General features: G+C 46.5%; 10 protein-coding genes. All 10 read right to left on the reverse strand.

The genetic code is table 11. The features are described 5' to 3' along the window. Positions 1-90: 90 nt before the first annotated feature. Entirely contained in the window at positions 91-840 is a 750-nt protein-coding gene (locus R3I13_RS26245) for a hypothetical protein (RefSeq protein ID WP_346320971.1), read from the reverse strand. 205 nt (positions 841-1,045) lie between these two features. Further along, on the reverse strand, positions 1,046-1,309 hold the full coding sequence (locus tag R3I13_RS26250; protein WP_346320972.1) for an SMI1/KNR4 family protein: 264 nt from the start codon (positions 1,307-1,309) through the stop codon (positions 1,046-1,048). An 89-nt stretch (positions 1,310-1,398) separates the two neighbouring features. Beyond that, complete coding sequence (locus R3I13_RS26255; protein ID WP_346320973.1) at positions 1,399-1,656, reverse strand: hypothetical protein; 258 nt, start codon at positions 1,654-1,656, stop codon at positions 1,399-1,401. Positions 1,657-1,663: 7 nt separating this feature from the next. After that, positions 1,664-6,859: a DUF6443 domain-containing protein gene (locus tag R3I13_RS26260; RefSeq protein ID WP_346320974.1), complete on the reverse strand. Its 5,196-nt coding sequence runs from the start codon at positions 6,857-6,859 to the stop codon at positions 1,664-1,666. A gap of 11 nt (positions 6,860-6,870) precedes the next feature. After that, positions 6,871-10,536 (reverse strand): hypothetical protein, encoded by a 3,666-nt coding sequence (locus R3I13_RS26265; RefSeq protein ID WP_346320975.1) that lies wholly within the window; start codon positions 10,534-10,536, stop codon positions 6,871-6,873. A gap of 24 nt (positions 10,537-10,560) precedes the next feature. Further along, positions 10,561-11,967, reverse strand: a complete 1,407-nt coding sequence (locus R3I13_RS26270) for a hypothetical protein (protein WP_346320976.1) — start codon at positions 11,965-11,967, stop codon at positions 10,561-10,563. A 61-nt stretch (positions 11,968-12,028) separates the two neighbouring features. After that, entirely contained in the window at positions 12,029-12,502 is a 474-nt protein-coding gene (locus R3I13_RS26275; protein WP_346320977.1) for a hypothetical protein, read from the reverse strand. A 296-nt stretch (positions 12,503-12,798) separates the two neighbouring features. Then, complete coding sequence (locus R3I13_RS26280) at positions 12,799-13,266, reverse strand: hypothetical protein (RefSeq protein WP_346320978.1); 468 nt, start codon at positions 13,264-13,266, stop codon at positions 12,799-12,801. 4 nt (positions 13,267-13,270) lie between these two features. Continuing rightward, positions 13,271-14,356 (reverse strand): hypothetical protein, encoded by a 1,086-nt coding sequence (locus R3I13_RS26285; protein ID WP_346320979.1) that lies wholly within the window; start codon positions 14,354-14,356, stop codon positions 13,271-13,273. A 20-nt stretch (positions 14,357-14,376) separates the two neighbouring features. Further along, a complete protein-coding gene (locus R3I13_RS26290; RefSeq protein ID WP_346320980.1) occupies positions 14,377-14,733 on the reverse strand; it encodes a hypothetical protein in 357 nt (118 codons plus the stop codon). Between the last annotated feature and the right edge of the window lie 114 nt (positions 14,734-14,847).

A 14,847-nucleotide genomic window follows, 5' to 3' on the forward strand; every position in this document is an offset into this window, starting at 1 on the left:
AATTATCTTTATATTGATTTGACATTCCTACCGATCTACGAACTTCACAGTTGATCAGCCGAAAATAATTTAAAGTTCGGCAAGCCTATTTCAGAATTGTTCAGGTGCTACCTGTAGCTTCTTTGAGGGCTGTTTTTTCTTCATTTCAATACTAATCATTTGCAATATCTTCTCTTTGCTATAGTTGGCCACTGCGCCGTAATCTGGAGACGGAATAAAAAAAATGCCCTCCGGCTGTTTAAACAAATCGTCAGCAATTCCGGACACTTGCTGTAAACGGCCAGTCTCCAGTTTATATAATCCAGGAACAAGTTTATCAAAGTCCAGAGAATCTGAAAGTTTCCAGCTACCGTAATTGAATATTTTTATCAATTTACCATTTTTGTATGCAGAAAAATATCCATTGGTCTCACTGATAAAAAAATCGGCGTTTTCTTCCCGGAGTCTTTTTGTTATTTCTGACGCACCAGGCAGCGTATCCTGAGTTTTTCCATTACTGATAGCAAACCACCCCCAGTTTGTAACACCAAAGGGCTTAACAAAAGAAATTAATTCGTTGGAAATACGAACGCCATATTTATCAAGGTTAGTAATCTTATATCCCCGCAGGTGTTGTGCAGGGTCATCGCTGACAATAGCATATGATTGACTGAATTTCCCGAGTGCTTTTCGATCAATAATCCGGACTATCATTAATCCGCGTGCGCTATCTATTTCGAGTGTATCTGATTCTGCATTTAAGGCGGAGTCGCTATACAGCAAGTTCAGGTTAGGTTTATCAACTCTACATCCCAACAGGAAGCAGGCCAAACCAGCAATTCTAAAATACTTAATGCTCATTACACCTTGTTAGACTCAGGGTCTGTGTTTCAAAATCCCCGTCTCATATTTAGTTTAAATACCAGCTTCATTACCCGCCAAAAACAATAGCAGTTCCAAGAAACCCTTGCCGCGAACTACCGCTTCACTGTCGGACATACCAATAAAAGGAACTTCTATAAATTCGCCCGTTTCCTTCCTAATTCCATAAGCAGTGTCTCCACCATCAGTCCCTATGAAAAAAAAGTCCAGGCGCAAATTCGCTGACTGAATAATCATTATTGGCTTCAATCAACTCTTCCATAGGCCAAAAACGTACATACCCTTCACTTCCTATAGACCCTTCTCCTCCATTTCGCTCTAACATAAAATCCAAATAATCTGATGGGAAGTTTAAGTTGATTTTGTTTACCCATTCGGAGAATTGGTCATTTTCTAGCTTCTCATTTTTGCTTAAATGTACCGTCAGCTGAGTTAATGCTTCATTCATTACTGTTCTCCATGTAGCTGATTGTCAAACAATGCCCCGTTCAGGTCTGCTTATCATATCCTTAAAACTATTCCTATACCGACATGAACCTACATATTCAATCCAAATTTCTCAGCGACATCTTTCCCTTTTAGAAAGAGATCATATACGTACAAACATGCCTCTTCCTCTGATAAGAATGTCCTCTCTTCATTTCTACCGCCACGCTCATCTAAATAGAAAACCTCCCATTTCGTATAATTATGAAATAGGATAATTGCATCAGACTTTAAGTCCCCATTTAAAGAGTAGCTCCGAGGATCAATCTTCAAATCCCGTAATTTCTGACTTAATTCGAATATCTTCATAAAATATTTATTGAATTGGGGCAATAATACCTCTTTTTAATAACGTACTGACATTAACAGGAGATAAATACTGTGTGCCTAAGCCAATTTGATTAAATGCAGGCGCTATAACAGAAGACTGAACCTCAAATGGCTTCATGACTTTATAAGCATTAGGAACTCCTGTATTATCTGGAGGTAAGGCTCTCATTGACTTAGGAGTATTTCTTGGCGAAAAGTACTTTCCATATACGCTACCAAATCTATCTATTTCAGTACCAGGCATTAAAAACTCGCTATTCCATTCCCCTAATGCACCTCCATTCTCTGGCCAATACTTTGTTAATGTAGTTGTTGTGCTGGTCGCTTCAACGTTGCCTAGTCCAGTCGTTGCAGTTTCTACTGATGCCATTGCCCCTCCAGTTTCCTCAGCCACTGTGGTTCTTATGCTTGTTCTTGCGGCAAAACTAATCTCTCCAGATTCAAGGGTACCGGAAAATGTATTCCTCATACCTCGAGTTCCCATAGTAAAAAGACTTCCAGATCCAGTGCCTTCTGTCGCTATTCCCACTAAAGTAAGAACGGTAAATTGTCCCACCATTAGACCAGCTCTCTTATAATTTTCAGGGTTTTTAGCAGCCTTTCCCATGTCTTGCGCAAATTCCTTCGGAGTATAACTTTTGGATATCCCAGTACTACGCCAAAGTTGGTCTTTCAAATTCTGTATGCTAAATTTTTCCAACCCTTCTAACTCTACATGTACAGTTACGTGATTCTCGGAAAATGCATAGGTTGAATTGTGGACATACTTATTTGATAAAGGATCTATTTCTATAAACCTTCCAATCTGCGGATCATGATTCCGATACTTAAATCCATACCAGTTCAAGTCAAACTCATCATCAAGCGGCTGCCCCTGGAACTTTGCATTCTTATTCTCTAACCTATTCGGCGCTTTGGAACTAATCCCGCTCATCGCCAGCCCAAACGGGTAATAATGCGTCTCTTCCAACACCGGCCCTGAGGAAAGCTCTACTACCACATCATCAAAATAAACATCCTGTGGTGTTTCATTGCTGGTATATACATACAGGAAACCACTTTTCTGCATTACCATCTTCTCCTGGGAAAGCGCCTGCAATTGTTCCGGCTCAGCTTTTACCTGCTTAACCCCACTGTTCTCCTCCACTAATTTAAATTGTTCATCGAAGAGTACAAAATTCAAGTAGGCTTTGGGCCGTTGTGGGTTGGCTGCTTCAGGATTATCGCGTTCTTTTAACCGCTCATAATCGTTGTTCAGAAAAGCATCACTAAATGGTTGCACTTCAGACATGCTGCCACTGCCGTGACCACCGCCGGACTGCCCGCCCCCTATTGCCCTGATAAGTGAAGAAAGCATTCCTTCTACCGGGATTTTACCATTCCCTTCCTGTACACCACCGGATTTGTAGAATGCCCGGGCGCCAATAGCAATTGTATCCCCGGCCATTACCTTCAATACTATGGACGGACCAATCCGCTTATCGGGATTATTTCCGTTCAGCTTCGCAACAAACTCATTCTGCGCTGATGGATCGCCTTGAGGATATCCAACAGGCTTAGCCGTCCGGCTGGCATCGATATTACTGAACAAAGCATTTTCCACGGGAGCCCTTTCCGCCTCCATGGTGGCCGCATACATGGCAGTACTGCTTTCTTCGGTCAATACCATCCTGATATTCCCCAGGTGGTCTTTCAGGAAATAATCATATACAAATGACCGTGGCTGCCCGGCCGGCTGTATTGGTCTTACCCGGCCTTCTTCATGAGAAACAAATTGCAGGCTGTCGTTTGTAAACACAGCAATACCCGCATAATCCGTTACCGTTTTCCTTGCAGGACTGTAGGTACTATCCACTACTATCTTCTGGACCTTCAGGCCATTGGCGTCATAAATGTATGATATCGTTCCTTTGCCCCTTATATGTATCCTCGACGGAAGATTCAGGTGATTATACTGTATGCTTTGAATATTTTTATTATGGTCAAAAACCAGGTTGCCATTTGGATCATAAACATAATCCACGGTGCTGGCGGGATTAAGGTCTTTAAAATCCCCCAGCATGGTTTGCGGGTCATTCGTTGCGTCGACCACCCGGCTGAGTTGGTTACCGGTGGCCGCATAAGTATAATTCAGCTGGTCTATTGTGCTGCTGGTGCCATTTTTCATGCCTTTTTGATGCATGGATGTGATATTCCCGTTTGCATCATATAGCAGGTTACTTACCGTGAAATCGATATTAGGGTTCTTTTGCCAGGAACCTGTGCTATTCTCTCTGAAATCGGCATTCTTCAGGCGGCCTGATGCATCATAGATATAATCATATGAGCGCCAGCTAAGATCGCTTTTGCTCCGCCAGGTGATGGCCGAGATATTCCCATTATACCTGCCTGTACTGATGCCATCGTCATAATGCAGGGAGGTACCGAAGTAGTGAGTTCCTCCGCTGGCAGCAAAATTTTTATTGATACCCTTTGTCCAGCCGCGGACATTGTATTCATATTCCAGCGATTCCAGGTTATCGCCAAGTGTTTTTTTCTTTTGCTGTCCCGGTTCGTTATACTCATTGGCGGCTACCGTTTTACGCGCGCCACCATTAAGCGCCTTTTCCACAGAAACCAGGCGCCCGCCATAATCATAGTTATTTACGGTCAATAAAGTGATAACCTGATCTTGCGGGCTCAGCGGGTTTTGCTGCCTGAGATAGCTGGACAGGAGCTTTCCGCTGAAATCGTACCGGTTGGTCAATACATCCATTCCGCTTTTTATATTGTTGCCGACTGACTGTAAAAGCCTGCTTTCTTTATCATAATAGTTGGCGGCTGTAATCCATTCCCCGGTTTCAACCAGGCGCGTTTTAGTACCGGTAACCAATCCCCGGGTCAATTTAGATGCGGCGGAGGGCAATTCCGGGAAAGCGCTGGTACCCGATTCTAGTGAGCTAAGGAAACTGGCATTAAATGCCGGGGCCGAGGTATCGTATTTATCGTAGTATGTGAATGTCAATGGGTCCAGCTGGGATGCCGGGATGCCGGGAAGCGGGTTATTGGCCGTAATGCTGGTAACAGACGGAGCCAGGTTGGGATCGATTTCCGCTATAAACTCATCATTTGCGACGCTCTCAAAACCAGGAGCCATAATAATAATGCTTTTGGCTGCATACGTGGTAATGTCAGTGCTCCTGGTTGAAACCACCAGGTCCACTGGTGCCTGGATATTGGCGTTGACCGTTATGTTCCCGGTCGCTGTATTCATCTGCGATTGCAACGACGCCCTTGTCGCGTTCGATGCATATAATGCTGTTTCGACCGGTCGGTTCAACTGGTCATAAAATGTAACGAACCATTGCTGCCGGTCTTTCAGATTACCGTCTCTTGTGAACACCAGGCGATCCCTGATATCATATACGTTTTCCACGGGAGCAGCGCCGGGTACTTTTTTCAATATCAACCGCCGGCGGGCGTCATATTCATATTTGAAACACAGTCCATTCACAATATTCGTATCCGCCAGGCTCCAGCCATTCCCTTTTAATATATCTACTGCTTTAGGAGGTATAACAAACCTTAGCTGCCCAAGATCATCATAAACATAATAAGTACATAACCAGCCGCTGTGCTGGGTGGTTGGAACATCGTCAACCTGTACTTTCTTTAAAACCAGCCGGCCTGATCTGTCGGTATAGGCGATCACCTGTTTGCCATCTTCATCCGTATCAACCTGTTTAGACAGCAATCCATTAGCATAGGCCGCACTGCTGGCAGGTACAGTCCCTTCGCTCCCGGTAATTTTCCATATTCTAACATCCTCGGTAAGCGTATTATTCCCGCTTAGTGATTGTACACCCCGATTGCTTCCTCCCCAGCTGTTTCCGGGAGCCAGGGATTTTTCCACCCTGTTCAGCGGGGATTCTTCGAAAACAGACCTGCTATAAAAATGTGCCTCACCCGGATACTCGGCATTCATGAAGGTGTTGTATTCCGTAAGCGGGTTATTCTTGAACTTCCCGCTGGCAGTAGCCGTAGTATATGACAAGTAAACATTTGCATTCCTGCCGGCGTCATCATAGACGACGGGAAGAACCACGTCCTTCCCTGATGCAGAAAAGCCGGTATGGACAACCTGCAATCCCCGTCCCAGGCCGTCCACATAAGAAGTGCTTTCCTGCTTTTGTGTCAGCGGCGCCGAGGCAGCCTGCGCCTGTGTGGAAATACCAGGTTTAAGGATGGTGTAAGTACGCGAATAATTTTCGTCAACAGGATTACCGGAAACATACGGCGATACTTTGACGGTGGCAACGTTTGAATATACCACGTAGCTTCCACATATGGCCGTCCTGCGGTAATATTTCTGTTCTGTAACAGAAGCCGGCAGATAAGTTGTAGCGGTTGCTCCTGCAATATCTACAAACTGCAAGCTGTCGAACGATTCCTGCCATTGATAGGATACCGTTGCACCGCATGCTCCGCCTGAGCCGGCAGTTCCCGTAAGGGTTGTTCCGTTTGTGCTGTATGCTACACTTTGTGCCGCCGGGCTAATGCTACCTGCTACCAGGGCCGGTAAGGCAGTGAAACTGACCTCTGCGGTATATACCTGCTCCACGATCTGTGTATACTCACTATATCCAGAATAATCACACAAAAATCGCCGCCTGAACTTTGTATTGGCTGTAATCACTTGTTCCGGCAGATCCCTCGACCATACACCCATACTGTCCCATGTGCCGCCATTTACCGATCTTTCCCAGGAATATGCACCACCGCGACCGCCGGTTGCATCGGTAGCAACAACTGCGGGCGACCTTGATCCCACCGGTACTGAAACAGTACCCGTTGGCGAAGTGATATTACCCGGCTGTAATGGAATCCTGATAAATGTTTCCCACGAATAAGTATGAGTAATGCCCGTACCCAGATCAATGTAGGAAAACTCAATCCGGATAGAAGCCGCATTCGACGGCACTTTGACAGTAATACCCGTATAAGTTCCGCCATTATAAGTATTGGTGATCGTTCCTCCGTAAATGGACCAGCTGCCGCCCGAAAGATAGGCCGAAGGTACGTCCCAGTTCCGGTAGGCAACTGTCTGGTCAGGCTGCGCCAGGCCCGGCCCCGATATCCTTGGGTCCTGCGCCAGTACGGCAGAATGTAAACAAACAAAGAGTATAGCTATCCAAAATTTCATAGGAGCCCGAATTATAAGCCAATATTTTTCTTGATATTATTTTCATAAACCTCCAGCACATTACCCTCCGCATCCAATTTCAGCTGCAATCGCCCTAGCGGATCATACCGGTAATAGACCAGCCTGCCGGAAGGCAGGCATTGACTGGTAACACCGATAAAGTCATCGAATGTCTGCGTCGTCATTTGGGCATTTACCGGGAACAGCCGAAGCTCATCTATCGTAACATTATTGCCGGTAAGGCAAACATTGCTGGTGGAAGCGGGTAATAGATGCTCATAATATGTCCATCCGTTGCTGCCGGTGTGGGTAAGCTGCAACTGACCAGGGACCGTTAGTGCCCCATTCCTGCTCCAGTACGACACGATATAGGTATTAGCCGCTGGAAGATTGTTGCGGCAAATGCTTTTCCCCGATTGCAGCACGAAGCTTTTCCGGCCTGTCAACGCATTCAGATTGTCAATTTGGCTGCTATTCGGCTCCCAATTACCATAATTGGAGGTTTCGAAGCTGGTATATGCAATAGACAGGCTGTCCGCATTTTCGACGATTGCTACCGGGTACTGCCCTTTGTAATCCCATAAATAGGCCTTTGCATTATGCCCTACCTGGTAAACTTCAGCCAGCCTGCCTTTTGATGTATATTTACCAGCCACCTGCTTGGCCACATATTGAGGGTCCTTCACCGCCTTTCCCCCTGCAACATCTAAGCCATTAAATGAACTCAGCGGAACCGCATTATCAATTGCATAAACTGTATCGACCTGGGGAGAACTAGGGCGGAAACTAGAAAGTGTAGAAGATAAGAGCTTTTGTGCGCCTCCAGCTGATTTAGTAAATACAGATTGCTCCAGCGGTATAGACTGGATATTCAGCTTTTTCAAGTTCCGCACCCCCATACTGAAATTGTCTGTACCGGTAATGTTATTCAATACCCCGGGGAATTTATTTATACTGATAATAGTATCGTTAGTTGAATTGAGCGTTTTAGACCAGGTCGGCTTTTGCAAAAGCGGGACATCGTATCCCATCCACGAGGTGGATTCGACGAAAGTGCTGCTAGGGTTTGTACCAAGCGTTTTATGAAAAGACATTACGGGTCTCAGCCACGCGGTATCGATGGCATATAGTAAAGAATCCTGGGCTATAAGCGTATAGGTGCTGCCAACCTTTTTATATGTCTGTTCGCTGATAAGCTGACCTCTTTGCCAATGCGCGCCTGTATTGGTGAAAACAAATTCCTTTCTTCCATGTTTCCCATTATCCCCATACTCCACAGTAACGTTGGAATATCCTACATAAGAAGCAAATTCCTCCTGGGACGGATACCCCGAGTTCGCTTTAATAATATCAAATGACTGGTGCATGATAGCCACTTCAACGAATTCAGGTGTTTCGATAGTACCGATTGCCCCGCCCCAGTCCTTGACTGCGGCCACTTTTTCAATTGTTTTGAGCTGCCCGTTTGTAAACATAAAGTCCTCATACACCACCATTTGTGTAGTTGGCAGCGGGATTAGCGGTGCAGTTCCCCCTTCTCTATATACTATCTTCGGGATATCCGTTTCCAGGTGATCGTCCATCAGGAATAGCGGCATTCTCGTTAACACTCCGCTCGAACGGGATGGATTGGCCAGATCGTGATACTTATAGTTCTTTACAATATCATTCAGGTGATCGCGGCCATCGTAATCTACGACCCTTTTGATCCTGATGCCGCCCGCGCGGTGATTGTATGCAGGCATTACAACCGGATTGGTAAATCCAGGCTCCTTAATCACCAGCCTGAGCTTTGCCCAATCCCAGCTGGCATTTGCGGAAGTGTTTTTTATAAAGAACCTGTAAATCCCATTCGGGTAAAATATCGTGCCTCCGGGGTGGATGAACGAAGAATCGCCGGTGAAGTTTTGCACGGAGATCTCGTATGGGCCTGCATCAGTTGATCCCGGCAAATATTCGAAGTCAAACCGGACCAGTTTCCCATACCGCCCGTTGATCTTATTTTCTGAACGGATGGTAAAGTAATATGGTCCAACTGTTTTATACAGGTCTTCACGGATGGTGCCTGCACCGTCCATGGGTAGCGTCTTTGGCACAATCGGGTACTCCATAATGGCTTCCGCAAACGGTATTCCTGTGTAACTGAATGCACTGCCATATGGATCATTGGATACCGTATTGGATTCATATTCAAAGCTGGTAGAACCTCCCAGCGGGTAGACGATCTTTGTGAGCACTCCCCTCTGGGCCAGCAAGCTGTCCGACATCCTGTTTACAATAGGTGTTTTATAATAAATCCTCCGTCCATATAAGCCAGCCGAGTCATAATGTTCGTTAATCAAAACCTGGTTGGGTGCGCCGTTATAGTATCCCCAGAGATCCTGCGAAAAAGACGACCTTTCCGGCAGCTCTCCGCTGTTATAAGCAAATTCGTAACGCTGCGGTTCGTAGATCGACCCACCGTCAATATCCAGTGAATCTAACCTCAGCCGGTAAAATATGGAATTTGAAATAGGATCAGTGCTTCTCTTCTCAAATACTTTGGATTCAAAATAGCTCTGGTAGAATTTTACCCGTTTTAGCACAATTTTTTTCCCGTTATCTATGTGATATACTACTATCCCGGCTAATATGTTATCTCCAATTACATCTTTTCGGGCTTCGCCATAGCTGAATTCGATAGTAATACCATTTGAACAGGTAATTTTGCTTAACCTTGAGGATAAATATGCATCCCTGGCCGGCTCATATACATCCAATTCCTGGGTTTCAGGCAGTATCCCCCCGCTTCTCATATGCAGATAGGGTGATACGGCGTTCCTCGGAAAAAAGTAGGACTCGGCGAAACCGCCTGTGTTAAATATTGTGCTAACAGCATAGCTGAAACTGATCGTTTCATTATTCAGCGTTCTTATTTCTGACAAATGGTTGCATCTCTCAGGTATTATTCTTAAAATCTTCGGATCATAGTTATAGGCAACCTCCTTATAAAAAAAAGAGTTCGCAGGTAGTTGGTTTATAATATCTGCAGAAGTTTCCGGGGCAAAGGCAATCTCACTTCCCCGAAATTTATACCGGATGCCATCTTCATTCGTAAAATCAAAACCATTGGTCTGGTCAAGCGTATCGATCCTTGCTAAAGTGTAAGGCCCGAAAAGCTTATGGCTAGAAGCAGTCCCTTCAAATTTTACGTTGAGGCCTGGCGCCGTTACATACCGTTTTGGCCATTTGCCAGAGAAGTAAGTTATCGTTCCATCCGGGTTCACCTTTACGTCCCGCCCCATTCCATCCTTACCGTTCCGTATGGTATCCGGTCTTAATCCATCTACCTTCACAGTCTCAAACACGGAAAGCCGGTCCACATTATTAATTAAACCACCGGCTATTAGCGCCCACCCCAGCCCGACATGAGAGGCGCCTTCATCCACTTTTATACCACCTGCGTGATAAGCAATGCCAATGGGTAGCTTAAATCCATCTACTTCCAGCTCATAAATTGGAATTGATATATTAGGCAGCCCGGTATGCAGGTTTACCGGCATATCGCCAAATTTACTAAATGTGGTCGCCGCGGGACTCATCGGCGCAATGTCTTTGTTGAACTGGCTGAATGCGGAGTTGCGGACACACAGGATCAATACAACAATAAAGAGATAAATAAATTTCCGTTTGCTCATAGATATACTAAACAATAAATTTCACTAAAAGCTATACCCCACCCTGAACTTCACCGCATCCGTCTTGGGCGTCTGCGTATTGGCCAGGAAGTCGTACAGCAGCATCATATTGCCTTTCAGCTTGTTGTTGATCTTGTATTTCTTGGAGATCCCGAGCAGGGCGCTCTTCGTCCAGATGGTGGCGTTCAGCAACTGGTTGGTATTGGTAAAGGCTGCGTTGTGGTTGAATTCGAAACCGCCGTTCACGAAAAAGGTGCCTTTCAGTTTGTAATCCCCGAAGGAACGGATGCCCACACCCTGGTGACTGAACCGGATATTGTTGAAACCGGTGCCCATGCCCAGCTTGTAAGCCGCGCCCAGCCCCAGTATCCCGTTTTTGCTGAACTTATAGCCTACCTGGCCGGCAAAGTCGCCGGTGGTGGGGAAGTATTGGTTGGAACGCTGGAATTGCACGTTGGTCCCGAATTCCAGCCGTTGCAGGAAACTCTTTGTTTTTAGTTCTTTCGGCTTGAACTCCGGCATTTCGGCGGCGTTATCCAGGTCGGGGAAGTTCTTTTTGAGTTCGTCGAACTGCGAGCGGGCTGCATCCATTTGCTGGCTGATGGCCTGGCGGGCGTTAGGGCCGCCGCTGCCCAGGCGCTGCTGGATGAGCTGCTCCACCTGGCTGCGGGTTTGCAGGCCTTCCAGTTGCTGCTCCAGGTTTGCCGCGCCGCCGCCGCTGGAAAGATTGAACAGGCTGGCCAGCTGGGAATTGCGGGCCAGGAAGTCCTTGTAGGCGGGCACTTTTTGCAGCAGCTCCATGGCTTTGGCTTCCGCTTTCTTGCGGTCGCTGAACACTTCTTTATATTCTTTCAGCTGCTGCGCGTAGTAGTAGGCTTCTTTATTGATCTTTTGAAGATCTTTGGTCATGCTGGTATACTGGCTCAACTGGCTTTTCAGCTGCTCCCTTCTTTCGCGGATATACTGTTTGATGTTTTCAGCCTGCTGCAATTTGCCCTGCAGCTCCTTTACCTGGTCCAGGGAGCCTTTCAGCTTGTCTTTGATACCCTTGGCCTGGCCCAGGTATTTATCGGAATCTTTCAGGAAACCAAGCGAGCCGGACAATGTATCCAGGTAGCCGAAATACTGGCCGTTGAGTGCCTTTTCATATTTGGCGGTCTTGCCCCTGAGCGAGGCCTTGAGTTTGCCGAGGGAATCTATCGAGCGGGTAAAAATATTCTTTGCAGCTACGGAATCGATCTTCATCATTTTTTGCTGCAGGCGTTTTTCCTGCCGGATCATCAGGGCCAGGGCCTGTTCGGTGCGTTTGTCCACCTGGTTTTCCAGCTTTTTGCTTTTCTGCTTCACCTGCGACAAATATTTTTCAGGCACTGCGTTCATCTTAGTGAGCAGGCTATCCTGTGCGGCAGCGGGTAACGATAAAACAATCAAAAAAAAGATGCGGGTAAACATTTCCAGGTATAAGTGGTGAACAACAGGATGGAAAGATAGGCTATTCCTTCTTCTTTTTTTCTTTTCCCTTCAGTTTTTTGATCACTTTCTCCTCATTCATAATGTCCAGGTACATCAGGCCGTTGATATGATGAAGGGTGCAGGAAAGATAGTAGGTAAACTCCTCCCCGATGATATAATCCATGGTAACGGTGTCTTTCGCCAGGCGGAGCCTTTTATGCGGCTCACCGAAAAGCTCCACCAGGTCTGACTCCGAACAGGCGGCTTTGATGGGCAGGTGCAGGGCTTTCAGCACTTTGCCGGTCATTTCTCCATCATCTTTTGTAAAATCCAGGGAAATGGCGCGGGTTTCCCCCGGCTCCTGGGCCAGGCGGAGAAAGGTATTGAAGCCGGACAGCTCTCCAATCCACTGTTCTCCCATAAAATCGTAGTTCTCCACCTCCCTGTAATCAGGACCGGCATAAAAATCACTGAGCCGGATACTGTGAAAGTCCTGGTACGCTATAATATCCATACAATCCGTTTATAATCAGGTTTAGAAGGGGCATATGAATCCCGATTGCTGGAATAGCCGGCGGAGTACAATGTGTACGGGGAAATAAGACAATCAGGTTGCATAGGTTTTCGCGATAAAAATATAAACCGCAGTATAAATATATGTCTATTTCTCACATTTTAAAATCCGGGACGGGAAAAAACATATTGATATTTAATGCAATACGTTTAGTGTGGCCAGGCATAAAAAGAACCGGGAATGCTACGTGTTCATTCCCGGTTCCGGTGTATGTTCCAGCCTGTGAGAAGGGAATCTTAGGAGAATGCGAGGCCCTGCTTTCGAAGTTCATACCAAACTTCATTTATATGGTAAACCTCTTCATCCATTTCCCTTGACATAAAAATACCCCGCTCTTCGAACCCCGTCAATAACTGATCGATAAAGTCAAAAGGGTATTCTTCTTCTTTAAAGCCTTCAATAAAATGACTTAAAAATTTGCGATAGGGCCATGATGACGTAATGATCTTGTGCTTACCCGGGGCATCAATATCAAACTTAATTTCAGCTCCTTCCCAAAATATGGTAGCCCCTCTGCCATGAAACCGGTAGTTGATCAGCTTATCCCCAATATATACTTCCCCGGTCTTTGGAAATGATTTGCCAGATACGTTATAAGGAATATCTTTCAATCCGTACTTCTGTACCAGGGTATCATTAAACAGGTGTATCCGGTCGGTATATTCAAAAAGAATATCTTCAAAGAAAGAAATGTCAGTTATCATTTTTTTATTGGTGCTTTTGGATTGATCCTTTGAGATTCTTTACTTCTTTTTTCAGCGCGGAAATTTCTTTTTCCTGCCGGATCAGGTACAAGGTAAGCTCTTCCACTTTCTGCAGCAACTTTGCATTTATTTCAGCGACATCCACGCCTTTTTCAGCAACTTCGGCCGCCGAGGGCATTTCCGGCAGGTGCGCGTTCTGGCGGATGAACTTTTCGACCTTGCCCAGCGCCGGTAATTTGTAACCGGGGCTAAACACAAAATCCGGCCAGAAATCATGATGTTTTACCTGCAACCGCTCTACTGCAACGGCGCCCGCCACCGCCAGCATATAACCTTTGGTATCGGTGGTCCCCACACCTACCCTGCCGTAAAAGCTGGCAGAGGTGTCGGGAGAGAGCTGCATAACGGGGTATACCACATCACCATCGCTGTATTCGAAAACAAAGGGTTTGTAAGCGCCGGTGGAACGCTTTTGCATCCGTACGCCAAACTTTTTCGAAGAAGGATATGACAGGTTGTAGAGATCTAGGTATTCTTCACTGTTGTCGCCGTTGATAAGGGCCAGGGTTGTTTCCCAGGCATTCAGTTCACTGGGAGGCGACTGAAGCGCCAGGATCGTGTAATCATGACCATTGCGCTGGATATATGGAATGGCGCCGTATGGATAGCGGAACACGAGGTTGGAGCCTCCGCCGCTGTAGTTCTCGTTTTCATACAGGTCGTTGGTACGGATAAAGCGAAACAGGCCGTCTTCCAGCTCGATCCCGTGGCCGTCCGCATTGCCGTTGACGTGGAGGGGAACATACCCGCCCATTGTGTTACCGTCTACCACGACGCTCCGGTTGGCGAAGTTGGCGCCGAAGTCCATATGCACAAAATGGTCGAGCCAGGTTTTTCCGAACACCTGGAAATTGTATTGCGGGTAAAGGTCGGAAGTAGCGCCAACGAGGCCGCGGCCTTTGATCCAGAAATTAGCGTCCTGCGCGGCGGATAACTGGTTGCGGATAACGCTGTCGGTTTGCGAAAGAGCGTTGAGATGAAGGAAAATACAAATAGTTGCCAACAGCGGGCCTGAGAGATATTTAATCATGTTAATCGGGTTAAGGGATGTTAAAAGGAAGATCTTGAAGGGCCAACGCGATGGTCCTTGGGAAGCAGGCGCGGCTCCGGCAAGCGGGAGGAATCCTGTCTTTGCAGGACGCGGTTGGCCGCCTGCGGGGAAGCGCCTTGCTTCCAGCCAAGATGATCCGCAGGCGAGTGGCGGAATTCACGATCGGGCAGCGATGCGGCTTTCTGATGTCGCTGCTGGCTGGCGGCCTTTTTGTGAAAGACGTGCCGGGAAGCCATCAGCGTATCTTCCCGCGAGGGCGGCTGTTTGGGCGACGGAGGAGATATTTGTTTTTCCTGGGCAAAGGCGGTGGTGACGCAAAGCAATAAGGGCAACAAATACGAATTTGTTTTTATCATATAGTATGGGTTAAAGCATGTTCTCCGATGATTCCGTGAACCGGCGGTGTGCAGGATAGGTTACAGGGCGGGCATTGGGAACAAATGGTTTTTGTTTGTATAAAAGTAGTGAAA

It is taken from the genome of Chitinophaga sp. YIM B06452, assembly GCF_039655965.1.
Taxonomy (GTDB): Bacteria; Bacteroidota; Bacteroidia; order Chitinophagales; family Chitinophagaceae; genus Chitinophaga.